The following is a 24769-nucleotide window of genomic DNA, read 5'->3' as shown; positions in this document are numbered from 1 at the left end:
GGGGGAAGGTGTATCTATATACATGGCCTACGGCCTTTTTCCCTTCCAAAATTTCAATAAAATAGAAAAAATCTAATTTCCTATAAAGAAAAAAGCTTTACTGGAAATTAGATGCGAAATCTCTGTATTTATACTTTTAAACTTGAAATGAAAGAGTAAATAGTGTATAATAACAAAGTTGCGAATATAACTGAATTAAATAAATTTACATTTTAATATAGATTTGTTGATAAATATTAAGTTGAAATAAAATTATAAAGGGGGAAATGTGTATGGATAAAACTAATGAATTAGGACAAGAAAAGATCTTAAAACTTTTGATAAAGTTTTTCATTCCTGCTATAGTTGGAACAATGGTTGGTGCATTATATAACATAGTAGATAGAATATATATAGGAAGAGGAGTTGGTTCCTTAGCACTAGCAGCATTAAGTGTTACTTTCCCAATTATGATTATAGCGCAAGGATTTGGTATGCTTATAGGAATGGGGACAGCAGTACTTGTTTCTATAAATTTAGGGAAAAAAGATAAAAATAAAGCAAATAAGGTTCTTGGGAATGCCTTTATAATGTTAATACTTGTATCTATATTTGTAAGTATATTATCATTTATAATAAAAGGACCACTTCTTAGATCTTTTGGAGCTAGTGATAATACAATACAGTTTGCTAATGATTATTTAGGGATAATTTTATTTGGAACAGTATTTCAAAATACAGGTTTTGGGTTAAATAATACAATTCGTTCAGAGGGAAATCCTAAAATTGCTATGTGTACAATGCTTATTGGAGCAGGGCTTAATATAATATTAGACCCAGTTTTTATTTTTGTATTCCATATGGGAGTTAAAGGAGCTGCTTTAGCTACAATTATATCTCAGTTTGTAAGTGCAATATGGGTTATTTCTCATTTTACAGGAAAAAATAGTGTGGTAAAATTGAAAAAGGAAAATTTTAAAATAGAAAAAGAGATTGTTATAGGAATTGTTTCAATTGGTATGTCACCTTTTGCTATACAAATAGCTTCTAGTGCTATAAATATATTGTTAAATAAACAATTAATAAACTATGGTGGAGATTTAGCCATTGGAGCCATGGGAATAATAAATAGTGTTAGTATGGTTATTATAATGTCTATGATATCTGTAAACCAAGCAGCTCAGCCTATAATTGGATATAACTATGGAGCTAAGCAATATGACAGAATAAAGGAGACACTTAAATTAGCTATAATTGGTGGTGTTTTGATTGGAATTTTAGGATTTATATCTGTAGAAGTGTTCCCAGCAGCTATAATTGGAATATTTAATAGTAATGATAAGGAACTTCTAAAGATAGGTGTTAGTGGCATAAGAAGATTTTTATGCATGCTTCCATTAATAGGCTTTCAAATAGTTGGAGCTAACTATTTCCAAGCTATAGGAAGAGCTAAAGTATCTATGCTTTTATCTTTATCTAGACAGGTGCTAATATTAATACCTATGTTATTAATTTTGCCAACAATTTTTGGAATAAATGGGGTGTGGATATCTGGACCGGTTGCAGATACGATTTCTTCTATTATTACTGCAATATTCTTATATAGAGGAATTAAAAGTTTAGGAAAAGAAGAAAATCAACCAGTTAAAGAGGCAGAGGTAGTTATATAATAAGAAGTTCCACATGATGGAACTTCTTATTGATATTTTAAAAATATCTTTATTTAAATTATCGTAATATATTAGATTTATATTCCTTTTCGTATTTCAAAAGTCTAGTTATAATTTCATTAAATTTATTTTCAACCTTATCAAAATCCATATTTGGAATATAACATTTTTCAAGTTCATCGTGAAGAGCTTTAGCTTTGGAAATTATAGATAAGCCTTTGTTTAGTAATAAATAGAAGGTATCTCTAGCTTCTGTAATTTCCTCATAGGACTTTTCAAGAAGTTTTTGGTTTAAAAGGTCTTTCATGTTAATTTGGTTGCCAACAAAATTTCTATTGTTTATTTCATTAGAAGTAAGTAAGGCTATGCTTAAATTAGGAATAAGCAAGTGTTCTATCCTTTCAGGAATTAAAGGATCATGATATACCTCTACTGAAAGGCCTCTTTTTAAAGCTTCGTCACATATATAAGATAAAACACTAGTTTTCCCTGTACCTGGTTCTCCGTTTAAAACATAAACTCTCTTATAATTTTTATATATTGAATCTATATAGGTAATTATGCCATTTGGAGTAAAGGCTGTAGCAAATAAGTGTCTATCTATTCCAGTATTAGATATAGGAATATCCCCCAAAATTTCCTTCTTCAGATCCTCTTTAAGTAAATTTAATTTAGAATTGTTTAAGGCTTCATTGTTGTAAAAACTCCAATCATCATGAATAGTTTTAGAAGCTCCTATATATCTATAAGCTCTTTTGAATATCTTACCTATTTGCTTGTTAATTGATATTATAGAATTTTTGTAATCACTAAAACCTCTTTCATTCCAAAAATCACCAAAGTTTAATACTTCATCTACTGCACCAGGGTTTATTGGATCTACAATATGTGGAGCTGTTGCATCTATAAATGCAACATTTAATCCTTTAATAACAACTCCATCTAAGGAGTTATTGTCAGAAGAGCAGTGGTGATATTCAACATCATATCCTTTTTCATTAAAATATTGTCCAATTTTCTTCATAAATGAGGATTTTCCAGTACCGGGTCCTCCCTTTATGCAGAATATTCTTCTAGCAGTTTCTTGAGGAAGTATATACCTATAAAAGGAATAGAAGCCTTTTGACGTGTTGCTACCAGGGAAAAAATGCTTAAATTCGCCTTTCATAAAATCACACTCCTATTTTCATATTCTCTATAATTATATTCAGAAATGTGAAAATAGTTGCACAAAATAATAGAAATATTTTACGATGTAAAATATTTCTATTTAAATGATAAAATCGGAATTAGATATTGAATTTTTCTATGTTTTCTTCCAATGTAGTTGCAAGAGCTGCTAGAGATTCTGCAAGAGTTACAACTTGAGTGAATGAAGCAGATTGTTCTTCTGTTGATGCACTGACTTCTTCGGTAGTTGAGGCTATGTTTTCTGACAGACTTAAAGTGCTAGATACATTTTCTATAACCTTATTTTTATGAGAGTTTATATTATCTAAAGAAGAAGTTACAGTATTAATGTGAAGCTGTAAAGTTTTTAAATCTTTTAATATGCTTTCAAAACTTGAACTTGTAACATTTACACTGCTGCCTGTTAAATCATTTAGGGATTTACTGCTTCTTATTCCATCTATAATCAAATTTATATTATGGTGCATATCATTTAAAACTTCGTTTATTTCAGCCGCAGATTTACCAGACTCCTCAGCTAGTTTTCTTACCTCTTCAGCAACTACAGCAAATCCGCGTCCAGCCTCGCCGGCTCGTGCAGCTTCAATACTAGCATTTAGAGCTAAAAGATTAGTTTGCTCTGTAATACTTTTAATACTATCTGTTATTGTCATTATTCTTTGAGAACTTTTATCTAAAATATCTACTTCATTTAAAAGTTTATCAGTAGCCTCAGAATTGAGCTTATAATTCTTTTTTAGATCATTTATACTGTTCATACCATTAGACACACTTTCACTCACTTTAATTGAAGCTTCATTCATAATCTTGCTATTTTCAATAGAATTGTTAACTTCTTTTTCAAGATCAGCAATGAAGTTTGAAATATTTTTTAATTCAGAGGACTGTTCTAGTGTACTGATAGAAATATTTTGAACAGCTTGAGATATTTGTTCTGAAGCTGCACTAGATTCTTCAGATAAAGTTACTAAATTTTCAGAGGATTTTTTAAGATTAATAGAAGAATCTTTAATATGCTTAAGAAGGTTTCCTATATCCTCTATCATAATATTTAATGAATTTGATACTGCCTTAACCTCTAAAATATCCTTTTTATTATATTGAATAGATTGAGAAAAGTCACCTTTACTGATGCGTTCAATCATGCTAATCAGTCTATTTATGGACTTTGAAATTTGTTCTCCAAATATATTTCCTATAATTAGAGCAATAATTAGGAATATCAAACTAGCAAATATTACAGAATTTCTTGCCTTAGACAGAATAGAATTTAATTCAACTTCTGGAATTAGTGAAATAATTTTATATCCTGTTAACTTATTTTCGGTAGTATATGAAATATAATTAGTTCCATCTATAGTTATTAAGGAATTAGTATTTATATTTTTTACTGCATCATTAATCCAAGGTTCTTCTTTAGAAGTTTTACCTAATAGGTTTTTATTGTTTATTGCTATAATCTTTCCAGAATCATCTATTACAGCAGCATTGCCATTTTCACCAAGTTTTATATTGGCCACAACGTCGGAAAGATAAGAAAGAGATATATCTGTTCCAACAACCCCAACAACATTTCCCTTTGAATCTTTTACTGTTTTAGAAATAGTTATAACATATCTTCCTTTTTCATTTGAATCCTCATAAGGAGAGGTGATAATAGTTTTTCCATTAGATGCCATGGCATCCTTAAACCAAGGACGTGTCCTTGGGTCAAAGCCTTCAGGAATTTTATCAACAGTAGCATATTGCTTGCCAAGAGTATTCCCAAAATAAGCTGTTAAAACATCATTGTGGGTATCTCTAAAAGTATACAGAAATTTCATCATAGGTGCTTCCATGGCTGGCGTTTGAGTTACATTTATTATGTATTCGTTTTCCGATAACATATCTACAGATTGCATATTATATTTTACAATATCTGTTATAATAGAAGATACATTATCAGACGCACTTTCCATTAGCTTATAGAAGTCTTCTCTAGATGTGTTATTTTGCATATGGTAATTAAACAGCGAAATGAACACCATAGGTATTACTACTGATATACATAAGAGTAAAGATAATCTGCCTTTTAGTGTTTTTACTTTAAACATTAAGTAAATTCCCCCTTAAAGATAATACTATAATGAATAATTATTTAGTTATTGAAAGAGATACTAATTGTAGAATTATTAAACATATTAAACATAAATAAGTAAATTATATCATCTTATAAGGGGATTGTGAAGAGAAAAATGCTAGACAATTTTCTAATTATAAGTAATCTTTGTCAATTGTAATCATGGCGTTATATTTTGGATGGAGTTTTTTTAGTTCTTCGTTTAGTCTAGTTTCTAGAAGATCACTTTTCTTTTCAATATTAAAATCTGGAGAAACTACTATATCGAAAATTAAATTTTTATAATCTCCTTCACCAACAACTCTAAAATCATGGTAAGATTTAATTTCTGGAAAAAGTTTTAAAATGCTCTCCAACTCCATTCTTGCAGATTCTACTTCTTTATCATTTGTATTTATAGGATCCATATGAACTACTAGAAACATATTGTGTTTTTTAGAGAGTTCTCTTTCCATGGTGTCAATTATTTCGTGAATTTTTACCACAGATATATTGCATGGAACTTCAACATGAAGAGAAGCCATTCTTCTTCCGGGTCCATAGTTGTGAATTATTATATCATGAACACCAGTTATACAATCATATCTTAATACATCACTTTCTAATTCTTTTACAAATTCAGGATCTGGAGCTTCACCTAAAATAGGATTTATAGTATCTTTTATTAAAGAGTAACCAGAGTATAGAATAAATAAAGATACTAAAATTCCTATATATCCATCTATGGGAATACTGATCCACTTAGAAAGTAGTAGAGATAAAGCTACAGTACTGGAAGTTATAACGTCTCCTAAGGCGTCTAATGAAGAAGCCTGAAGAGCTGAAGAATTTATTTTCTTTCCAATATATTTATTAAATCTGCTGAGCCAAATCTTTGCTCCTATAGATACTAATATTAGTATAAAAGGTATGAGATCAAAATTTACCTTGTTAGGATTTATAATTCTATTAAAAGAAGACTTAATAAATTCAAATCCTACAAGCATAACCATAAAAGCTACTAACAATCCAGACAGATATTCTATTCTTCCATGTCCAAAAGGATGTTCTTCGTCAGCAGGCTTTGAGGCAAATTTAAATCCTGCTATAGTTATTATAGATGATAGTGCATCGGATAGGTTGTTAAAGGCATCTGCAGTAACAGCAATACTTTTTGCAATTAATCCTACAAATAGTTTTACTAAAAACAAGATTATATTGACTATTATTCCAACTATACCGCCTAGATAACCGTAAGAATCTCTAACCTTACTATTGCTTATGTTTTCGTAGTCTTTTACGAATTTAGTTACTAAAAAGCGAGATAACATATTATTTCCTCCATAACAATTAGAATTAAAAAATTATATCTTATTAATAATATCATGTTTATATTAAAAATTAAATTTGTATTACATTAAATTTATAACAAATTAAAATAGGTTCTTTCTTTAGTATTAGCACAGTAATAAGTTTTTAAAGCAAGTATATATAGGTTGAAATTCAAGGAAAAATGAGGTAAAATGTATAGATATATGGTAAAATGTTCAAATACTATATTGAAAAGTTAAGTGGGAGGATATATTTATGAAGGGTAAAAAAATTGTTTCTATGGTTTTAGCAGCAGGAATATTAATAGGAGGAGCAGGAATTTCACCTGTAAGAGCCTTTGCGGCAACAAATGAGGATGTACAAATCACTAGTGCAAAGACACAAAAAGATTTAGATATAGAAGCATATAATATACTAAAGGAGCTTAATTTAAATCCTACCGAAGAAAATATAAAAGCAGCTAGAAAGGCATTAGCTACCTTGAGAGATGGTCTATATAGATCAGCTTATAAGTATCTTTTAGATGTATATGCAGATAGAGGAACAGAAAAACCAGCAATTGATGAACTAATAGCTGCAAATGCATTAAATGCAGAAATCATCACCGGAGAAATTGAAAAGAATTTTGGAATAAATTTTGATGGGAAAAATCTATCTAAAGAAGAAGAACAGCAGCTTGCTATGATAAAGGCAATTTTAAATATGAATATAAATTCCAAAATAAAATTTGCAGGTGAAGAAAACACAAAAGCTAAGGTTTCAGGAAATGTTAATGCAAATCTTATGGGACAAGAAGTCAAAATGAATATTTGGGCAGACGTAGATATTTCAGGCAGCATTCCGCAAATCAAATATATAATTCAAGTTCCTGAAATGTTAAAAGTCTCAAATCCAGCTCTTTCAAACAAGGATTATATAGTTTTTGACTTTGCAGAAATGATGAAAAATCCTGCAATGGAGCAAGCTGGAGCAATACCAGATATGAGAAAAATTATAGATGCAGCATCTAGGTTTAATACGAAATTTACCAAGAGTTTTGAGGAATTTATAAAAATTGCAGATGCTAAGTATGGTATAGTTGAAAGAAAAGAACTTGCAAAGGTAGACGCTGATGGAAAGAAAGGATTAGCAAAAGCTTATTCAGTAAATATTGATACTGATGATTTAATAGGAATTATCGGAGATATGCTAAAAGATGAAGAGATGATGGGAACAGTTAAAGCTTATTTAGATGAAATTATGGCACTTGATCCTAACGCTTCAAAACTTTCAAATGAAGAATTTTATGCAGCTTTAGAGCAAGCTTTACCAGTATTAAATCAGCTTAAAGATGTAATGAACTTTGATATAACATTTGATATAGGAGTTAATAAAGAAGGATATGTTTCATATCAAAATGGAAAAATTAAGATAAATATTAATCCAGCTGCTATAGCTTCAATGGCTGGTGAGGGAAATACCGAATTAAAAGAACAGATTAATCCAAATTCATCTTATACAGTAACAATTAACTTAGATTCAAATATAACTAATATAAATGGAGATGTTAAGGTAGAAGATATGCCAAAGGTTACTGAAGAAAATTCAGTAAACTATATAGACCTTATGAATATGACATCTCAGGAGGTCGTAGTAGTAGAGAATATAACAGATAACTATTCTACTACATAAAGTAGTTCAAAGTGGAGGCACATATGGTGCCTCCACTTCTACAGTTAAGAAAATTGCATTGCAATTTTTTTATAAAGTTTACTTACCTCTGTGATAAAATACTCCAATTTTGTTATACTTAACATATAAGCAGTTAATTTTATGGAGGTAAGAACATGACAAAAGAATTAGAATTTGCAAAAGAACTCATAGATTTTATATATGAAAGCCCAACAGCATTTCATGCGGTAGAAAATGTTAAGAATACTCTAGAGCAAAATGGATTTAAGCAATTAAAAGAAGAAGAAAAATGGAAGCTTGAAAAAGGTAAAAAATATTTTATGATTAAAAATCATTCTGCTTTAATAGCTTTTACTGTAGGAAATGAAAAAATTGAAGAAAACGGTTTTAGAATTATAGGAGCCCATACAGATTCACCAAGCTTTAGAGTTAAACCTAATCCAGAAATGACATCAGAAAATAGCTATATAAAATTAAATACAGAGGTATATGGCGGACCTATATTAAATACATGGTTTGATAGACCATTATCATTGGCGGGAAGAGTAATAATAAAGGGAAAAAATATACTAAACCCTAAAGTAAAGCTTTTAAACATAAAAAAACCAGTAATGATAATCCCAAATCTTGCTATACATATGAATAGAAAGGTAAATGAAGGTATAGAACTAAATAAACAAGTAGATACTCTTCCAATATTAGGACTTATAAATGAGAAATTTGAAAAGGATAATTATCTTGCTAAGGTAATAGCTGATGAGTTAAAGGTTGACTATAAAGATATTTTAGATTTTGACTTATTCTTATATGAATATGAAAAAGGAAGTATTATAGGAATAAATAATGAATTTATATCTTCCTCAAGATTGGATGATTTAGAAGCAGTTCATGGAGGAGTTCATGCTTTGATTAATGCAGAAAATCCTGTGTCTACTAATGTGTTGGTGTGCTTTGATAATGAAGAAGTAGGCAGTGCTACAAAACAGGGAGCTGACTCAGAGATGCTGTCAAATGTGCTAGAGAGAATAGTTTTATCCTTAGATGGAAATAGAGATGATTTCTTTAGAGTATTAGCTAAATCCTTTATGATATCAGCTGATGCAGCACATGCTGTTCATCCTAACAAAGGACAAAAGAGTGACCCTACAAATAGACCGTTTATAAATAAAGGGCCAGCTGTTAAAATCGCTGCAAGTCAAAGTTATACATCTGACAGTTATTCAACTTCAATCTTTGTTTCTTTATGTGAAAAGGCAGGAGTTCCTGTTCAGAAGTTTGTAAATCGCTCTGATGAGAGAGGAGGTTCTACTATAGGGCCAATATCTTCAACTCATATAAATATACCTTCTGTTGATATAGGAACTCCAATGCTTGCTATGCACTCTATAAGAGAACTTTGTGGAGTTATGGATCATTATTATGTAGCAAGGGTATTTAAGAAGTTTTATGAATTGCATTAAGTTCAATGGGGGGATATTATGAATTTAGATGGTATTATTATTGGCTTGGCCTCATTCATAATAATTGGAATTTTCCATCCTATCGTAATTAAAGGGGAATACCATTTTGGCACAAAAATCTGGCCAGTATTTTTGATATCTGGATTGATTCTTCTTATTTTTTCTGTGATTATTGATAATAGTTTGATTTCAATACTTATGGGAGTAACTGCATTTGCATGTTTCTGGAGTATTCTTGAGCTCTTTGAACAAGAAAAAAGGGTTGAAAAGGGTTGGTTTCCAAAGAAGCCATCAAGGGAAAGATAAATTTTTGATATTATTAGTTTTAAACTAGAAGATGATATAACAAAGGGACTGTTTCAAAAGAAGAATTTGAGACAGTCCTTTCTATACTTAAACAGCTAATTTTAAAAATTCGTCTATAGATATAGAATACTGAGCTTCTTTAATAAGATCCTTTTCTTTTTTAAATCCAACTCTACTAAAGGCACGAATTGAACGATTATTTTTTAATTTAATCTTAGCAATAACTTTATCTGCTTTCCAATTGAAGAATGAATGTTTTAAGCCTTGAAAAATTGCATTAGTTCCAAAGCCCATTCCCCATTTTTCTTTATCTCCTATAACAATTACCATTTCTACATTATTTCCTTTGGGAACAAGCCTTAAAAAGCCAATAGGTTCATTATCAATGGTTGTTAAAATAAAGAAACTTCCATTTTGATTAAATAAATGTGTTAATATGGGCATATTTACCCTACTTATGACTTGCCTAATGCTATTACCTACATTTTGGCTTTCATTCAGGTACTGGGTTATTTCAGTATCATCCATCCACTGGATAATTTTCCAGGCATCTGATGAAAAGACCTCCTGCCGTAATCGCACTTTAACAGCCTTCATTATTGCATCTCTCCTTAAAATATAATAAAACCCATCTTAGACATAAAATATCTAAGATAGGTTTCCACTTACATGGAAATCTTACCACTTTATTTCCAGTAAGTAAAATGACATAAGTGGGTTTAGGAGAGTTTAACTAATGAAAAATGCGTATATCTCCATTTCCCTCTTGAATTATTCTCTACATGATTATATTCAACTCCAGAATCAAAATTCCGCAATTTTCAATTTTATCTATAGTTGACCACATAAACAGTATAATTATTTTTTCAAATGAAAGGAGAAGATCGACTACAAATAGAACATAAAAAATAGGAAATTGTACCTTAACAATTTCCTATTTTAATAAACCTAGTTATTTTCCAGGGTTTATAAACATTTGAACCCAGTATGGAGTTCCATCTGCTTTTTTAACCATTCCAACACCTATTTCAGTGAAGTTAGCATTTAAGATGTTTGCTCTATGGCCTGAAGAGTTCATCCATGCGTTCATTACTTCGGATGGAGTTTTTTGTCCATAAGCAATGTTTTCTCCAGCTGCTATATAAGAAATACCAAATTTTTTCATCATATCAAATGGTGAACCATATGTTGGTGAATTGTGATCAAAATAATTTTTGTCTATCATATCCTGTGCTTTTGCTACTGCAACTTTTGATAATTCTGCATTAGCCTTAAGAGGAGCTAGTCCATTTTTACTTCTTTCTGCATTAACTAATTCTATTACTTTATTTGCTTCAGCACTTATAGTAGAAGTTTGTTCATTATTTTGTGTTGGTTTACTTGTTTCAGAATCTGCAGGTTTAGAAGTTGTAGTTTCCGTTGGCTTTGTAGGTGTTATAGTGTTATTTGAAGTTTGCTTTGTTTTAGTATTTGTATTTACGTTGGTAATAATTTTACAATTCTTAAATTGAGGATATTTATTTAAAAAGTCTTTTAACCAGTTTTGTTGAATTGATATTGAAGTAGTGCAATTAGTTTGAGCTGCTATTGCTGTAGTTGGGATTATAGTTGGTAATGCTCCAGCTATAGCTAATGATGCTATCATCATTTTAATGTTTTTTTTCATTAATAAAACCTCCTAAAATTTAACTGAAAGGAAATTATATTAAACTGAGATGGGGAAAGATTTAATATAATTTCCGTTTCAATTTTTGCTGTTCTTAAAGAACTTATTTAAAATTATAGATAGTAAATATGAACTCAATAATTCCATTATGTGAAGTCTTTAAAAACATTCTAATAAGTTTTTTTTAATATTTAATAAAGTTTATTTACATTTATGTACTAAAAGAACATAATAAATATGACACTTAAAATTTTTCAATTTTAATTATAATATTTGAGGAAATGGTAATATAGAAATAAAAGTACTATTCATTATATTTTAAATGGAGAGAAGAAATGACTGATTATTATAAAATATTAGGTATAAAAGAAAATGCATCAAAAGAAGAAATAAAGAAAGCTTATGAAAAACATGTAGAAAAAATAAAAAAGGAAGTGGTTAATGAAAAACGACTTAATGAGTTTTTGAAGTTGTTCAATGAGGCATATGAAGCTTTAATGAGTTTAGAGGAAAATCAATCAATTGATAGAAACGCAACATTAATTATAAATTCACAAGAAATGCAAGAAGAGTTAGATGCTAATGACAATACAAATAACAAAAATATACACAGACATAATTCAAAAAGCAGAGGACGAGGTAATAGTATAAAAAAGAATAATTTAATGCAAAAAGTACATTCACAAAATAGATATAACAGAAGTAAATTAAATGATAATAAAAAAGAAAAGAGAAAAAAACAAAAAAATGTTAAGGAAAGTTCTAAAGGTAGTGCTAAACAAATATTTGATTTGCTTATGTTGCCATTAAAAATGCTAGCTTTACCAATAATAGCTATATTATCAGTAATAATATTATTATGTGAGATTATAAATATAATTTCATGGATAGCAACCAAATTATTAATTGTTGGATCTATATCTATAGGAGCTATACATCTGTATCAGGTTAAAAAATTAGGACAAACTATAAATTACAATATACTAATTTTAGCTGTTTCAGTGTTATTAGCATCATTCTTTTTACCTTATATTTTAAAGTTTATATTAAAAGTTCTTAAAGCAATAAATGATATATTAAAGGACTTTGTTTTTTAGAGCATTAAATTTTTGTAAAAATAGCTAAAAAATAAGGAGATGATTAAAGGTCATCTCCTTTTTAAACGGTTTGTATTCTAAATGCTGTAGTTTGAGGAGGAATACTAGATGTCATAAAAGTTGCATAATCTATTTTTACTGCCTCACCAGGATTTAAGTCTTCCAGTTTTATTATTTTAGCTGTGTTGTCCAGAATTTGTGTTGAGTCATTTATTGTAAATTTTATTTGACTATATATATCATCAGCCATACCTGTGTAAATAAGTCTATTGTTATAATCTACATCTAGAAGTGTGAAAAATCTGCTATTAAAAGGCCAATTTTTATAATTAACAATTATTTTAAAAGCTCTTGCCTGGGGAGGAATACTAAATGTCATAGTACGAGAAAAATCAGCATCTACAAAGAGTTTTGGTCTTAAAGAGTTAAATGGAAAACTCTCTCCAAAAGGATTTAGTATCAATGTATCAGGACCTACTACTAAAGTAATATAATTCTTATAAACCATTGAGTACTCATTTATAAATACATAAGATATTGTTATATATCTTGAGTTTCCACTTGTAAAAACTCTTTCAATGGTTGCATCTAGAATACTAATAGTATCAATATTTAAAGTTGCTGGATTTTTTCTGTCAGAAGCACATGAAGTTTCCATGTCTTACCTCTATTATTACTCTCCATAACATTTTATGAACTTAATAAAAAATTGACACTAGAAATAAGTGTAGTTATTTCCCGGGATTTATAAACATTTGAGTCCAGTAAGGAGTACCGCTGCTGTTCTTTGCAAAGCCTACACCTATTTGAGTATAGTTTGTGTTTAATATATTTGCTCTATGGCCTGGGGAATTCATCCATGCATTAACTACTTCCTGTGGAGTTTTTTGTCCGTAGGCAATGTTTTCACCTGCTGCAGTATATTTAATTCCAAAGTTTTTCATCATAGTGAATGGAGAACCGTATGTTGGAGATGTATGATCGAAATATTTCTTATCAATCATATCTTGAGATTTAAATCTAGCGACTCTTGAAAGTTCCCAGTTTTCGGTTAAAGGTTTTAATCCATACTTTGCTCTTTCCACATTGGTTAGTCTTACTACTTCCTTCTCAAAAGCCTTTACATCATCAATAGTAGGAATAGTGATTTTTTGATTTGGATATATGACATTAGGATTTTTTATACTAGGATTTGCTGCGATTAACTCACTTACGCCAACTTGATACTTAGATGCGATCTTCCACATACTATCTCCAGGTTTTACTGTGTAAACTACTGATTGAGCATAAGCACTACTAGCAAAAACAGTGATTCCAATTGCTAATGAAGATAAAAATATTTTAGATTTCTTAAATTTAAACATAAAAATTTTTCCTTCCTTAAATGATTACATTCTTAGCATAACAATATACAACCTTCAGGTCTATATGAAGTTGGAGGAAGCAAAGGAAGGATTTTGACTACACTAATATTCTTTAAGGTCGTTGACAAAACTTAGATTTTTGTGATATATTTGTATTGAAAACGAAACCATGAAGGTTTCTATAATAAATATTTATTTATTAATAATTTAATAGTTAATGATAATGAGACTCACGAAGGGCCTAAGTATTTTACTAACCTTTGTGAGCTATTTATTTTAGAAATTTATAGGTGATATTTACTAGGCAAAAAAAGAAAATTCTTCCGCTTGATTTTTTGATATAATATATAATAATTTAGTTGTTGGAGGGATAAAATGCGAATTGCAGTTGTAGATGGACAAGGTGGAGGAATTGGTAAAGCTATTGTTGAAAAGTTCAGAAAAGAATTTGAGGATACGATTGAAATTATTGCTCTAGGAACTAACTCTTTAGCAACTTCATTGATGCTTAAAGCTGGTGCCAATGAAGGAGCAACAGGAGAAAACGCTATTTGTTACAATGTTTCTAAGGTTGATTTAATTTTAGGGCCAATAGGGATAGTTTGTGCCAATTCATTACTAGGTGAATTGACACCCCAAATGGCCAAAGCTATATCTGAAAGTCCAGCAAAAAAAGTACTTATTCCACTAAACAGATGTAATGTAATAGTTGCTGGAGTTGAAAATAAACCACTTCCTCATTACATAGATGATGCAATTCAAATAGTGAAGGTTCAAAGAGGTGAATAGCATGTGCGAAGCTAATGTATACTTTCTTGATAATGATGGAAATGAAAAATTATTATTAGAATCTGTGGATAAGGTTGTTCCTACAGATGAAGGGTTGTTTTTAGAAAATATTTTTAGCCAAAGAAAGATAGTGAAAGCAAAAATAAAGGAAATGAAGCTCGTAGAGCATCGTATTATACTCGAAAAATTATAAAATTATTTACAATAAATTATAAAAGACATACCATAAAGTTAAGACTTGAGCTTCACAATAAAAGTTAATAAAAAAATAAAACCATGAAGGTTTTAAATCCGATTTGTAAGTCGGATTAATCTTCATGGTTTTTTTAGTTAAATAACACTTTTGCTAAGTAATATTATTTAATGGGGGGACAAATAATGAAAATTTGGGAGAAATTAGGAAAAGTATTAGTGGCGGTAATTACAACAGCATTATTGTTTACGGGGTGCGGTTCTGCATCTGATGAAAGTAACAGCAGTTATGGAAAAGATAAGGATGAGTTGGTTATTTATGTAGGTCATGGAATGACAGATGGAGGATATGATCCTACTATAGGGTTTGGAATCACTGGTGGACTTAATATATTTCATAGTACATTGCTTAAATTTGATAAGAATATAAATTTGCAAAATGATTTAGCCGCTGATTATTCTATTAGTGATGATGGATTAAAATACACGTTTAAGCTTCGTAAGGATGTTAAGTTTTCTGATGGACAACCTTTGACAGCAGAAGATGTGGTGTTTACATATTTAACAGCAAAGAATAGTGGATCAAGTGTGGATTTAACAATGCTTAAGAGTGCAGTTGCAAAGGATAAATATACAGTGGAATTTACTTTAAATAGAAAATATTCACCATTTACATCTACTACTGCATTATTGGGAATAGTTCCAAAGCATGCATATAACAAAGATAGTTATGCTGATAATCCTATTGGATCTGGTCCATTTAAAGTGGCACAGCTGGACAAAGGACAGCAGTTAATACTCGTACCAAATGAATATTATTATGGGGAAAAGTCGAAGTTTAAAAAAATTACAATTCTTGAATTAGATGAAGATGCTGCTCTTGCAAGTGCAAAATCAGGTCAACTTGATGTAGTTATGATAAATCCTGAATATGCAAAAGAAAAGGTAAAAGGAATGCATTTAGAAAGATTGAAAACTGTTGATAATAGAGGCATTAATCTTCCAGTTATACCTGAAAAAACTTTAAAGGACGGCACAATTATAGGAAACAATGTAACATGTGATTTAGCAATAAGAAAGGCTTTAAATATAGGTATAGATCGTAAAACTATAATACAAAATGCATTAAATGGTATAGGTGTTCCAGCTTATGGAGAAGTAGATGGGTTACCATGGTTTAATGAAGAAACCGTATTTGAGGATAATAGAGTTGACGAAGCTATTAAAATATTGGAAGAAGCAGGATGGGTAGACACAGATAACGATGGTATTCGTGAGAAAAATGGTATAAAGGCTGAATTCACAATTACAGGACGTACTGATGATCTTCAGCGTTATAATCTTGCAGTTGCTTTAAGTGAAGATGCTAAAAAGTTAGGAATAAATATAAAAGCTGAAGCAAAAGCATGGGATGAATGTAAGAAAATAGTGCGTAACGTTCCAACTGTATATGGCAGTGGAAGCTATAGTCCTATAGCACTTCATGATACAAATTATTCAAAGTTAGAACCTGTAGGACTTCTTAATATATCCAGCTATAAAAATGAAAAAGTTGATAGCTATATAGAAAAGGCTCTGGATGCAACTACTATAGAAGAAGCTATAAAGAACTGGAAGCTAGCTCAATGGGACGGAGCAACAGGAATAAGTGTAGATTATCCATTTTTGTGGATAGTAAATATTGACCATACCTACTTTGTAAGGGACGGACTTGATTTAGGAGATCAGCTAATACACCCTCATGGGCATGGTGTTCCTATAATTGCAAATCTAAATGAATGGAGCTGGAAATAGAATATACTTAATTAAGATAGCCATGAGCTTACTTATGGCTATCTTAATTATAAGAAAGGAGAAAAAATGAGCAGAAATTTTTTAAGATTTATATTTTCAAATTTTATTCGTATGCTTCTTCTCTTATTTGGAGTTAGTGTTTTAACATTTATATTAGTTATATCATCTCCAATTGATCCTGTTGAGTCCTATGTGGGAGCAGAATCTACCGTATCTCAAGAACAGAGAGAAAATATAGCTGAATACTGGGGATTAAATAAATCACCTGTAGAAAGATATACCATATGGATAACAAATATATTACATGGGGATATGGGAGAATCTCTTACTTATCGTCAGCCTGTAACAAAAATAATAGGAGAGAGATTTAAAACTTCTCTTGCACTTATGGCTTCAGCATGGGTACTATCTGGAATACTGGGGTTTTTCCTTGGAGTTATGTCAGGTACAAATAAAGGAGGTATTCTGGATAAAATTATTAAGAACTTTTGCTTGCTAATGTCATCAACACCAACCTTTTGGTTTGGGTTATTAATGTTGATCATATTTTCTGTAAAATTAAAGTGGTTTCCTCTTGGACTTGCGGCTCCCCTTGGAAAGTTAGAAGAAGAGGTTACATTTATGGATAGAATACGTCACCTGATTTTACCATCATTAACTTTGAGTATTACAGGAGTTGCAAATATAGCCCTTCATACACGACAAAAATTAATAGACGTGCTTAATAGTGATTATATGTTATTTGCAATTGCAAGAGGCGAGTCTAAGTGGACAGCTGTCAGAAGGCATGGTATAAGAAACATAGCTATACCTGCAGTTACATTACAATTTGCTTCCTTTAGTGAATTGTTTGGAGGAAGTGTTCTAGCAGAACAGGTATTTTCATATCCTGGCCTTGGGAATGCTGCAACCACAGCAGGATTGAAGGGGGATGTACCTTTATTGCTAGGAATAGCTTTATTTAGTGCAGTTTTTGTATTTGTTGGAAATCTCATGGCCAACATATTTTATGGAATATTAAATCCTGAAATAAGGGTAGGTGAATCACTTGAGTGAATTAGAGATTACTAGTTATATAGATTTGGATAAGAATACCGTAAAGAAGATAAGAATAAACAGGCGTAAGAAAACTTTATTTTTAATAATATGTGCAATTATATTTTTATTAGCTGTTGCAATAATAGGAATTACTATGAATCCTAAATCCTATGCACCAAATTATGAGGCTAAGAGTCTAGCACCATCATTAAAACATTTGTTTGGAACCGATTATCTAGGCCGTGATATGTTTGCTCGTACAATAAAGGGATTATCAACAAGCTTACTGCTAGGCCTTTTGGCTGCAACTATAAGTGGATTTATAGCTCTTACATTTGGATTAATATCTGCAACATTAGGAGGAAAAATAGATAAAATTATATGTTGGTTTGTAGATTTATTTATGAGTGTTCCTCATATAATTTTACTTATGTTAATATCTTTTATGGTTGGAAGAGGATTCAAAGGAGTTGTAATAGGAGTGGCATTTACGCACTGGCCAAATCTTACCCGTGTAATTCGTGGAGAGGTAATGGAAATAAAAAATAAACATTATGTTAAGGTGGCAGAAAAGTTGGGCACCAGTAAATTTAATATAGCAAAAAAACATATAATGCCTCATGTAATACCTCAGTTTATAATAGGCTTAATCCTATTATTTCCCCATGCAATACTTCACGAAGCAGCAGTAACATTTTTGGGATTTGGACTACCATTGGATAAGCCTGCTATTGGCATCATTCTTTCAGAGGCTATGAAACATATAAGTACAGGTATGTGGTGGCTTGTATTTTTCCCTGGATTAGCACTTTTGTTAGTAGTTATTATGTTTGATATACTTGGCGATAACTTGAAGATGCTTATTGATCCAAATAGTGCACATGAGTAGGAGGACCTATTGATGGAAAGCGATAGAAAAACGGTATTGGAAGTAAAAAATCTTTCTGTTAAGTTTCGTATGTATGATGAAGGATTTACACAAAAGGACTTAAAGGTAATATCAGATTTAGATATAAGTGTTAAGAAAGGCGAGATATTGGCGATTGTTGGCTCTAGCGGCTCCGGTAAAAGCCTCTTGGCTCATGCTATTTTAGGAATACTTCCTTCAAATGCAAAAATAAGCGGAAGTATGAAATATTGTGGAAAGGAATTAACGCCGGATTATCAGAAAAAGTTGAGGGGGAAAGAAATTGCATTTGTACCACAATCCATATCCTATTTGGATCCTCTTATGAGGGTTGGAAAACAGGTGCAGGGGATTGATGCAACAGAAAAGGAGCAAAAGAAGATTTTTAAACGATATAATCTAAAGGAAGCAGTATCAAAGATGTTTCCGTTTCAATTATCAGGTGGAATGGCGCGTAGAGTATTGATTTCAACAGCTGTTATTAAAAATGCTAAGCTCATTATTGCAGATGAACCTACACCTGGGTTATGTTCTAAAATAGCTAAAGAGGCTATGCAGAATTTTAGAGAGCTTGCAGATAATGGATGTTCAGTAATTATTATAACTCATGATATTGATTTAGCCCTTAAATATGCAGATAGAATAGCGGTTTTTTATGCGGGAACTACAGTTGAAATCGCACAGGTTGATGACTTTATTAAAGGAAAGGATGCTCTTCGTCATCCTTATACGAAAGCTTTATGGGAAGCACTTCCTCAAAATGGATTTAAACCAACACCTGGGTTTCAACCTTATGCTGGAGATCTTCCTTCAGGATGTTTATTTGCACCGCGATGCAGCAAAAGAACAGATGCTTGTGCTGGGAACATTAAGATGAGAAAGGTAAGAGGCGGGGAGGTTAGGTGTATTCATGCGTATTGAAGCAAAGAATATAAGTTTTAGATATAATAAAGGACCGTGGATATTAAGAAATGTAAGTCTCTCTGTTGAGGTTGGAGAACGTGTAGGATTAATCGGCCCTTCAGGGTATGGAAAAAGCACTCTGTCTAAGATACTTGCAGGATATGAAATACCTATAGAGGGAGAAGTTCTGTTTGATGGGAAACCATTACCTAACAGGGGATATTGTCCAGTACAGTTAATATATCAACATCCTGAAAAAGCTGTAAATCCAAGATGGAAGATGAGAGATACATTATATGAAGCTTGGAAACCTGATGATGAGTTTTTAAAAGAGATTGGAATAGAAAAAGAATGGCTTAACAGATGGCCCTCTGAATTATCTGGTGGAGAATTACAGAGATTTTGCATTGCAAGGGCATTAGGACCAAATACAAAATTTTTAATAGCTGATGAAATGAGTACAATGCTGGATGTTATAACCCAAGCTCAAATATGGAATTTGATGTTAAGGATCGTAAAAAAGAATAATCTGGGAATGCTTGTAGTAACTCATAATGAAGAACTGGCAAAGAGAGTATGTACAAGAATTGTAGATTTAAGAGATATTAATAATATTTAGTCATTAAGTTTATGAATAAAGCAGTTAATTCTGCTTTATTATTTTTTTGTTTAAAAGTTATTCATTTCTATTTAAATATTTAATTTTTTGTCTACAAATATGGTTTTTATTGATTCATCTACAGTAGATAGAAGGTATGTCCAAAAGTTAATGTGATCTTGTAAAAAGAAACCAAAAAAATTATTGACATTCCAGTAACTGGATATTATAAAGTTTTATTTGAAAGGACAAACATAGGATATAAAAAGCAATGAGATTTACGCAAGGATAAAAGAGATAAGTAATAAATTTTTAAAATTTTAGGAGGTAAAAGATTATGGCATTTGTAAAACCAGAAAAGAATTATGAAACTATGATTCGTGTGCGTCTATCTTCAGGAGATGCTCACTATGCAGGGGAATTAGTAAATGGATCTCATGCAATTGAGCTTATGGGAGATGCTGCTACAGAATTAATGATAATGCATGATGGAAATGAAGGACAATGCATAGGATACGATACAATACAATTTACAGCACCAATGTATGCTGGCGATTTCTTAGAAGTAGCAGCAAGAATTATCGGAATAGAAGGAAATAAGAGAAAGGTTCAATGCAGAGCTTTCAAGATAGCTACTAATGCTCGTATTAAAGAACAAGATTCAGCAGTAGATGTTTTAGAAACTCCAGTTATGACATCTGAGGCAATTGCAACTTATGTAGTACCAGAAAAATAGATTTAAATTATAGTCATAAGTTTATTAATAAAAATAGGAGGTATTTAGTATGGTAAGAGAGTCTGTATTAAGATATAGAATGAACAAAGGACACTATGCAGGAGGAGTTGTTCAACCTAACATACATTTAGATATTTATGGAGATGTTGGAACAGAACTTTGTGTATTACAAGATGGAGATGAATCTTTATTCGCATCATATGAAAACGTTGAATTTTTAGCTCCTGTATATGAAGGAGATTATATAGAAGCAAGAGGCAGAATAGTGAAGGTAGGTAATAGTTCACGTAGATGCGAATTTGAAACATATAAAGTAGCTACACCAGCAAGAAGAAACGGAAAGCCAGATGCAGCAGAAAGTGATGTAGACGTATTAGATCCACCAGTACTTGTTGCTAGAGCTGTTGGTACATTAGTTGTTAAGAAGCCTTTACAACGTGGAGTTCAACCATCAGGCGTTGTAAAAAATAGATGGGATTAAAATTCAGATAATAAATACGGGGGTTCATAAATACCATAAATTATGTAAAAGTCAGTTCATAAGATACTATTTTTTGAGCTGGCTTTTATGTCATATTGATAATGGTATAAGCATAAATATTTATAATGTAAACGATTCATTATAAAAATTTAAAGAAGGAAGTGTGTTTTGTATGGTAACTTGTAACAAAGAAAGATTAGTTGATAAGATTGTTACATTTAGTAAATTTGGTGATACTGGAAGAGGTGGAATAACAAGACTATCTTTATCTAAAGAAGCTTTACAAGCAAGAGCAGAATTTTCTAAGAGAATGAAAGCTATAGGTGCAGATATCGTAACAGATGATATGGGAAATATGTATGCAACTATTAAAGGATCAGAGGATCTTCCACGTATAGCAATGGGTTCTCACTGTGATTCGGTAATACAAGGTGGAAATTATGATGGTATATTAGGCGTAATATCAGCAATGGAGGTTCTTGAAACTATTGTTACTGAGAAGATTCCTCACAGACATCCTATTACAGCTATGATTTGGACAAATGAAGAGGGAGCACGCTTTGACCCAGCTATGATGTCTTCAGGTGTTATAACTGGTAAGTTTGATAAAGAAAAGATGCTAGCATCAAAAGATACAGAAGGAATAACTTTTGGTGAAGCATTAGATGCAAGTGGATATAAGGGTGACGAGAAGAATAGAATGAATCCTAAAGATTATAAGGCTTATGTAGAACTTCATATTGAACAAGGTCCAGTACTTGAAGCTGAAAACATAAGTATAGGAGTTGTAGAAGGCGTTGTTGGAATGGTTAACTATGAATTTAGATTCAGAGGACAAGCTGGCCATGCAGGAACAGTTCCGCAAAAACTTAGAAGAGATGCTCTTTTAGCAGCTTCTGAAGCCATTCAATATCTTCATAGAGAACTAGATAAGCTTGACAGCAAGCTAGTATATACTACTGGTAGAATTAATTGCTCTCCAAATATTCATACAATTATACCTGATGATGTTAGATTTACTTTGGACGCAAGACATCAAGATCCAGAGGTAATAAAACAAGTTGTTAAGATAATTGAAAATATTCCAAAAGAACTTGCAAAATGTGAAGTTAGCTACAAAGAATTATGGTCACGCAAAACTGTTACTTTTGATAAAGAATTAGTTAATTTTGTTGAAAATGCTGCTAACCTTTACGGTTATTCAAGTAAGAGAATGTATAGTGGTCCTGGGCATGATGCTCAATATGTAGCAGATATGTTACCTACAACTATGATTTTCGTTCCAAGTATTGGTGGACATAGCCATTGTGAAATAGAAAAAACTGACGATGATGATTGCTTCAAGGGAGCTAATGTATTGCTACAAACAATCTTACAAATTGATAAAAAATAAAAGCTAATAGCCTGTATTTCAGTGATATGTGTTAAGTAATAGTTGCTTATTAAAAAGGTAAGAAAGAGGTGTTATATAATGGCAAAATATGATCTTGTCATTAAGAATGGAACTGTTGTTACAGCAGCAGATACATTTAAAGCAGATGTTGCTGTCAAGAATCAAAAAATAGTGGAAATAGGAGAAAATATATTAGCAACTGAAGCTGATAGAGTTTATGATGCAAATGGAATGTATCTTATACCTGGAGGAATTGATGCGCATACTCATTTAGATATGCCTTTCGGAGGAACTTACTCTAGTGATGATTTTTGCACTGGAACTAAAGCTGCTGCAATTGGTGGAACTACTACCATAGTAGATTTTGCTGTGCAACCTCAGGGTAAGACTTTACACGAGACTGCTGATATATGGAGAAAAAAGGCTGATAATAAAGCTGTTATAGATTATGGAATTCATATTGCGGTTACACAAATAAATGATGATGTAAAGAAGGAGATTCCTCAAGTTATTTCTGAAGGATATTCTAGTTTTAAAGTATTTATGGTATATGACAATATGAGAGTTGATGACTTTACTTTAATTGAAGTTTTAAAAACTGCTAGTGAGGCAGGTGGACTTATTGGTGTACATGCAGAAAACTATTATGCTATAAAGTATTTAACAGAAAAACTTCTTTCTGAAGGAAAGATTGAACCAAAGTACCATGCAATGTCAAGACCTTATATATGTGAAGAAGAGGCTACAAATAGAGCAATAAAGATGGCACAGATTTCAAATGCGCCTTTACATGTAGTTCATGTAAGCTGTGAAGAGTCTGCTGCTGCAATTAAAAAGGCTAGAGAAAAAGGCCTACCAGTAATGGGTGAAACATGTCCACAATATTTACTATTAGATGATACAAGATACGAGGAACCTAATTTTAATGGTTCAAAATATGTAATGTCACCACCATTAAGGAACAAGAAGAATAATGAAGCGCTTTGGAAGATGATTAACGATGGTGTTTTACAAACTATTGCGACAGATCACTGTCCATTTTTTATGAAACAAAAAGAATTGGGTAAGGATGATTTCACTAAGATACCTAATGGAGCTCCAGGTATTGAATTAAGAATGGCATTAATGTATTCAGAAGGTGTAGATAAGGGAAGGATTTCTTTAAATAAATTTGTTGAAATTACATCTACAAATAGTGCAAAGATATTTGGTATGTATCCTAAAAAAGGAACAATTGCAGTAGGCAGTGATGCAGATATAGTAGTTTTAGATCCTAATAAGAAAGTAAAGATAACAAAGGGTATTTTACATGAAAATGTTGATTATACACCTTATGAAGGATTTGAAATAAAAGGATATCCTGTAGCAACTTTCTCTCGAGGAGATTTGATTGCTGAAAATGGTAAGTTTGTAGGAGAAGAAGGAAGAGGAGAATTTATAAAGAGAGGAGCTCCTATAATAGTTTAATTTATAAATAATTATTTAGATTAGAGGTGAAAGATGGGTTCATTATTGTCACTTTCAATAACAACAGCCATTTTGTGCGGAATTTGGAGTTATGTAAGCGGCATAATTGGGTTATTAGGATGGGCTGGATTTTCTGGTTGCACAAGTTACTTTGCAGCAGGAGGAAAGAAGGAAGGATTAAAAGCTTCTCTTATTGCAAATATAAGTGGAGTAATTTGGGCTATGATTGCAATAAAATTAAGCCCAGTACTTGGAATTCAACCTGAAATAGCTGGATCTATTATGACAACGATAATAACATTTGGTATGTGTATTCAAGCAAAAAGTAAATTATTTGCATATATACCTGGAACTTTTTTTGGAAGTTTTTCAACTTTTGCTGCAAATGGAGATTGGAAGCTTGTATTACCTTCACTTTTATTAGGAGGCTTATTAGGACACGCATGTCAATGCAGCGGAGATTGGCTTTTTAATCTCACTAATAAAAAGAGTAGAAAAGTAGAAAAAAATTTATAAAGTAAATTAAAAACTAATATATGTATATAAGGGCTATCTCATGGTATAAAATCTCGAGATAACCCTTATGTACTCTTTATAAATGTATATCAAAGAAACCCATAAATAATAGATGGACATA

The 24769-nt window shown here is 31.2% G+C and carries 24 protein-coding genes; 17 read left to right on the top strand and 7 right to left on the bottom strand.

The window, feature by feature from the left end:
- Nucleotides 1-272: 272 nt before the first annotated feature.
- A complete protein-coding gene (locus CPAL_RS05835; RefSeq protein WP_061858162.1) occupies nucleotides 273-1649 on the top strand; it encodes an MATE family efflux transporter in 1377 nt (458 codons plus the stop codon).
- A gap of 58 nt (nucleotides 1650-1707) precedes the next feature.
- Here the strand turns inward: CPAL_RS05835 and CPAL_RS05830 are convergent, their stop codons facing one another.
- The 3 genes from CPAL_RS05830 to CPAL_RS05820 form a co-directional block, all read right to left on the bottom strand.
- Nucleotides 1708-2817 carry a PRK06851 family protein gene (locus tag CPAL_RS05830; protein WP_061858161.1) on the bottom strand — a complete coding sequence of 370 codons (1110 nt, stop codon included), beginning with the start codon at nucleotides 2815-2817 and terminating at the stop codon, nucleotides 1708-1710.
- Nucleotides 2818-2938: 121 nt separating this feature from the next.
- Nucleotides 2939-4933, bottom strand: coding sequence for a methyl-accepting chemotaxis protein (locus CPAL_RS05825; protein WP_061858160.1), 1995 nt, complete (start codon nucleotides 4931-4933; stop codon nucleotides 2939-2941).
- A gap of 160 nt (nucleotides 4934-5093) precedes the next feature.
- Nucleotides 5094-6269: a cation diffusion facilitator family transporter gene (locus CPAL_RS05820; RefSeq protein ID WP_061858159.1), complete on the bottom strand. Its 1176-nt coding sequence runs from the start codon at nucleotides 6267-6269 to the stop codon at nucleotides 5094-5096.
- 256 nt (nucleotides 6270-6525) lie between these two features.
- Between CPAL_RS05820 and CPAL_RS05815 the strand changes: the two genes are divergently transcribed.
- From CPAL_RS05815 to CPAL_RS05805, 3 genes are all read left to right on the top strand, one after another.
- On the top strand, nucleotides 6526-7941 hold the full coding sequence (locus CPAL_RS05815; protein ID WP_061858158.1) for a hypothetical protein: 1416 nt from the start codon (nucleotides 6526-6528) through the stop codon (nucleotides 7939-7941).
- A 155-nt stretch (nucleotides 7942-8096) separates the two neighbouring features.
- Nucleotides 8097-9401: a M18 family aminopeptidase gene (locus CPAL_RS05810; RefSeq protein WP_061858157.1), complete on the top strand. Its 1305-nt coding sequence runs from the start codon at nucleotides 8097-8099 to the stop codon at nucleotides 9399-9401.
- Nucleotides 9402-9419: 18 nt separating this feature from the next.
- On the top strand, nucleotides 9420-9707 hold the full coding sequence (locus tag CPAL_RS05805) for a DUF4491 family protein (RefSeq protein ID WP_106024252.1): 288 nt from the start codon (nucleotides 9420-9422) through the stop codon (nucleotides 9705-9707).
- An 87-nt stretch (nucleotides 9708-9794) separates the two neighbouring features.
- Here the strand turns inward: CPAL_RS05805 and CPAL_RS05800 are convergent, their stop codons facing one another.
- Nucleotides 9795-10304, bottom strand: coding sequence for a GNAT family N-acetyltransferase (locus CPAL_RS05800; RefSeq protein WP_061858155.1), 510 nt, complete (start codon nucleotides 10302-10304; stop codon nucleotides 9795-9797).
- A gap of 355 nt (nucleotides 10305-10659) precedes the next feature.
- On the bottom strand, nucleotides 10660-11373 hold the full coding sequence (locus tag CPAL_RS05795) for a CAP domain-containing protein (protein WP_061858154.1): 714 nt from the start codon (nucleotides 11371-11373) through the stop codon (nucleotides 10660-10662).
- A gap of 335 nt (nucleotides 11374-11708) precedes the next feature.
- Here CPAL_RS05795 and CPAL_RS05790 point away from each other — a divergent pair, with 335 nt between their 5' ends.
- Nucleotides 11709-12470 (top strand): J domain-containing protein, encoded by a 762-nt coding sequence (locus tag CPAL_RS05790; protein ID WP_061858153.1) that lies wholly within the window; start codon nucleotides 11709-11711, stop codon nucleotides 12468-12470.
- A 61-nt stretch (nucleotides 12471-12531) separates the two neighbouring features.
- Here the strand turns inward: CPAL_RS05790 and CPAL_RS05785 are convergent, their stop codons facing one another.
- Together CPAL_RS05785 and safA are read right to left on the bottom strand one after the other, a co-directional pair.
- Nucleotides 12532-13128, bottom strand: a complete 597-nt coding sequence (locus CPAL_RS05785; RefSeq protein ID WP_061858152.1) for a hypothetical protein — start codon at nucleotides 13126-13128, stop codon at nucleotides 12532-12534.
- A 73-nt stretch (nucleotides 13129-13201) separates the two neighbouring features.
- The gene (safA, locus tag CPAL_RS05780) at nucleotides 13202-13834 is read right to left on the bottom strand and encodes a SafA/ExsA family spore coat assembly protein (RefSeq protein ID WP_106024251.1); all 633 of its coding nucleotides are present in this window, start codon (nucleotides 13832-13834) and stop codon (nucleotides 13202-13204) included.
- Nucleotides 13835-14209: 375 nt separating this feature from the next.
- Here safA and CPAL_RS05775 point away from each other — a divergent pair, with 375 nt between their 5' ends.
- The 12 genes from CPAL_RS05775 to CPAL_RS05720 all read left to right on the top strand — a co-directional run bounded on the left by CPAL_RS05775 (nucleotide 14210) and on the right by CPAL_RS05720 (nucleotide 24648).
- A complete protein-coding gene (locus CPAL_RS05775; RefSeq protein WP_061858150.1) occupies nucleotides 14210-14623 on the top strand; it encodes a DUF3842 family protein in 414 nt (137 codons plus the stop codon).
- A gap of 1 nt (nucleotide 14624) precedes the next feature.
- Entirely contained in the window at nucleotides 14625-14816 is a 192-nt protein-coding gene (locus CPAL_RS05770; RefSeq protein WP_061858149.1) for a CooT family nickel-binding protein, read from the top strand.
- Between the two features lie 185 nt (nucleotides 14817-15001).
- Complete coding sequence (locus CPAL_RS05765; protein WP_207654920.1) at nucleotides 15002-16609, top strand: ABC transporter substrate-binding protein; 1608 nt, start codon at nucleotides 15002-15004, stop codon at nucleotides 16607-16609.
- Nucleotides 16610-16675: 66 nt separating this feature from the next.
- Nucleotides 16676-17665 carry an ABC transporter permease gene (locus tag CPAL_RS05760; RefSeq protein WP_061858147.1) on the top strand — a complete coding sequence of 330 codons (990 nt, stop codon included), beginning with the start codon at nucleotides 16676-16678 and terminating at the stop codon, nucleotides 17663-17665.
- 55 nt (nucleotides 17666-17720) lie between these two features.
- Nucleotides 17721-18536, top strand: coding sequence for an ABC transporter permease (locus CPAL_RS05755; protein ID WP_061858205.1), 816 nt, complete (start codon nucleotides 17721-17723; stop codon nucleotides 18534-18536).
- A gap of 12 nt (nucleotides 18537-18548) precedes the next feature.
- Nucleotides 18549-19475, top strand: a complete 927-nt coding sequence (locus CPAL_RS05750) for an ABC transporter ATP-binding protein (protein ID WP_106024250.1) — start codon at nucleotides 18549-18551, stop codon at nucleotides 19473-19475.
- A complete protein-coding gene (locus tag CPAL_RS05745) occupies nucleotides 19465-20076 on the top strand; it encodes an ABC transporter ATP-binding protein (RefSeq protein ID WP_061858145.1) in 612 nt (203 codons plus the stop codon). The genes CPAL_RS05750 and CPAL_RS05745 overlap by 11 nt, the downstream gene beginning before the upstream one ends.
- A gap of 316 nt (nucleotides 20077-20392) precedes the next feature.
- A complete protein-coding gene (locus CPAL_RS05740; RefSeq protein ID WP_061858144.1) occupies nucleotides 20393-20791 on the top strand; it encodes a hotdog fold domain-containing protein in 399 nt (132 codons plus the stop codon).
- A gap of 49 nt (nucleotides 20792-20840) precedes the next feature.
- Nucleotides 20841-21272: a hotdog domain-containing protein gene (locus tag CPAL_RS05735; RefSeq protein ID WP_061858143.1), complete on the top strand. Its 432-nt coding sequence runs from the start codon at nucleotides 20841-20843 to the stop codon at nucleotides 21270-21272.
- Nucleotides 21273-21444: 172 nt separating this feature from the next.
- Entirely contained in the window at nucleotides 21445-22665 is a 1221-nt protein-coding gene (locus tag CPAL_RS05730) for a Zn-dependent hydrolase (RefSeq protein ID WP_061858142.1), read from the top strand.
- A gap of 78 nt (nucleotides 22666-22743) precedes the next feature.
- Entirely contained in the window at nucleotides 22744-24132 is a 1389-nt protein-coding gene (gene hydA / locus CPAL_RS05725; RefSeq protein WP_061858141.1) for a dihydropyrimidinase, read from the top strand.
- A 33-nt stretch (nucleotides 24133-24165) separates the two neighbouring features.
- The gene (locus CPAL_RS05720; RefSeq protein WP_061858140.1) at nucleotides 24166-24648 is read left to right on the top strand and encodes a DUF1097 domain-containing protein; all 483 of its coding nucleotides are present in this window, start codon (nucleotides 24166-24168) and stop codon (nucleotides 24646-24648) included.
- The last annotated feature ends 121 nt before the right edge of the window (nucleotides 24649-24769 follow it).

Origin of the sequence: Clostridium thermopalmarium DSM 5974, assembly GCF_002995795.1 — a bacterium.
In the GTDB taxonomy this organism is placed as follows: domain Bacteria; phylum Bacillota; class Clostridia; order Clostridiales; family Clostridiaceae; genus Clostridium_H; species Clostridium_H thermopalmarium.
The sequence above is the reverse complement of the archived record's forward strand: the minus strand, read 5'-3'. Positions and strand labels throughout refer to the sequence as shown.

What these genes read in the sequence shown, in the direction of transcription:
- CPAL_RS05835 (WP_061858162.1), top strand. Translation starts at nt 273, where the DNA reads ATGGATAAAACTAATGAATTAGGACAAGAAAAGATCTTAAAACTTTTG.
- CPAL_RS05825 (WP_061858160.1), bottom strand. Translation starts at nt 4,933, where the DNA reads ATGTTTAAAGTAAAAACACTAAAAGGCAGATTATCTTTACTCTTATGT.
- CPAL_RS05745 (WP_061858145.1), top strand. Translation starts at nt 19,465, where the DNA reads ATGCGTATTGAAGCAAAGAATATAAGTTTTAGATATAATAAAGGACCG.
- hydA (WP_061858141.1), top strand. Translation starts at nt 22,744, where the DNA reads ATGGCAAAATATGATCTTGTCATTAAGAATGGAACTGTTGTTACAGCA.
- CPAL_RS05830 (WP_061858161.1), bottom strand. Translation starts at nt 2,817, where the DNA reads ATGAAAGGCGAATTTAAGCATTTTTTCCCTGGTAGCAACACGTCAAAA.
- CPAL_RS05790 (WP_061858153.1), top strand. Translation starts at nt 11,709, where the DNA reads ATGACTGATTATTATAAAATATTAGGTATAAAAGAAAATGCATCAAAA.
- CPAL_RS05795 (WP_061858154.1), bottom strand. Translation starts at nt 11,373, where the DNA reads ATGAAAAAAAACATTAAAATGATGATAGCATCATTAGCTATAGCTGGA.
- CPAL_RS05720 (WP_061858140.1), top strand. Translation starts at nt 24,166, where the DNA reads ATGGGTTCATTATTGTCACTTTCAATAACAACAGCCATTTTGTGCGGA.
- CPAL_RS05740 (WP_061858144.1), top strand. Translation starts at nt 20,393, where the DNA reads ATGGCATTTGTAAAACCAGAAAAGAATTATGAAACTATGATTCGTGTG.
- safA (WP_106024251.1), bottom strand. Translation starts at nt 13,834, where the DNA reads ATGTTTAAATTTAAGAAATCTAAAATATTTTTATCTTCATTAGCAATT.
- CPAL_RS05810 (WP_061858157.1), top strand. Translation starts at nt 8,097, where the DNA reads ATGACAAAAGAATTAGAATTTGCAAAAGAACTCATAGATTTTATATAT.
- CPAL_RS05770 (WP_061858149.1), top strand. Translation starts at nt 14,625, where the DNA reads ATGTGCGAAGCTAATGTATACTTTCTTGATAATGATGGAAATGAAAAA.
- CPAL_RS05775 (WP_061858150.1), top strand. Translation starts at nt 14,210, where the DNA reads ATGCGAATTGCAGTTGTAGATGGACAAGGTGGAGGAATTGGTAAAGCT.
- CPAL_RS05735 (WP_061858143.1), top strand. Translation starts at nt 20,841, where the DNA reads ATGGTAAGAGAGTCTGTATTAAGATATAGAATGAACAAAGGACACTAT.
- CPAL_RS05730 (WP_061858142.1), top strand. Translation starts at nt 21,445, where the DNA reads ATGGTAACTTGTAACAAAGAAAGATTAGTTGATAAGATTGTTACATTT.
- CPAL_RS05750 (WP_106024250.1), top strand. Translation starts at nt 18,549, where the DNA reads ATGGAAAGCGATAGAAAAACGGTATTGGAAGTAAAAAATCTTTCTGTT.
- CPAL_RS05765 (WP_207654920.1), top strand. Translation starts at nt 15,002, where the DNA reads ATGAAAATTTGGGAGAAATTAGGAAAAGTATTAGTGGCGGTAATTACA.
- CPAL_RS05800 (WP_061858155.1), bottom strand. Translation starts at nt 10,304, where the DNA reads ATGAAGGCTGTTAAAGTGCGATTACGGCAGGAGGTCTTTTCATCAGAT.
- CPAL_RS05820 (WP_061858159.1), bottom strand. Translation starts at nt 6,269, where the DNA reads ATGTTATCTCGCTTTTTAGTAACTAAATTCGTAAAAGACTACGAAAAC.
- CPAL_RS05815 (WP_061858158.1), top strand. Translation starts at nt 6,526, where the DNA reads ATGAAGGGTAAAAAAATTGTTTCTATGGTTTTAGCAGCAGGAATATTA.
- CPAL_RS05785 (WP_061858152.1), bottom strand. Translation starts at nt 13,128, where the DNA reads ATGGAAACTTCATGTGCTTCTGACAGAAAAAATCCAGCAACTTTAAAT.
- CPAL_RS05760 (WP_061858147.1), top strand. Translation starts at nt 16,676, where the DNA reads ATGAGCAGAAATTTTTTAAGATTTATATTTTCAAATTTTATTCGTATG.
- CPAL_RS05805 (WP_106024252.1), top strand. Translation starts at nt 9,420, where the DNA reads ATGAATTTAGATGGTATTATTATTGGCTTGGCCTCATTCATAATAATT.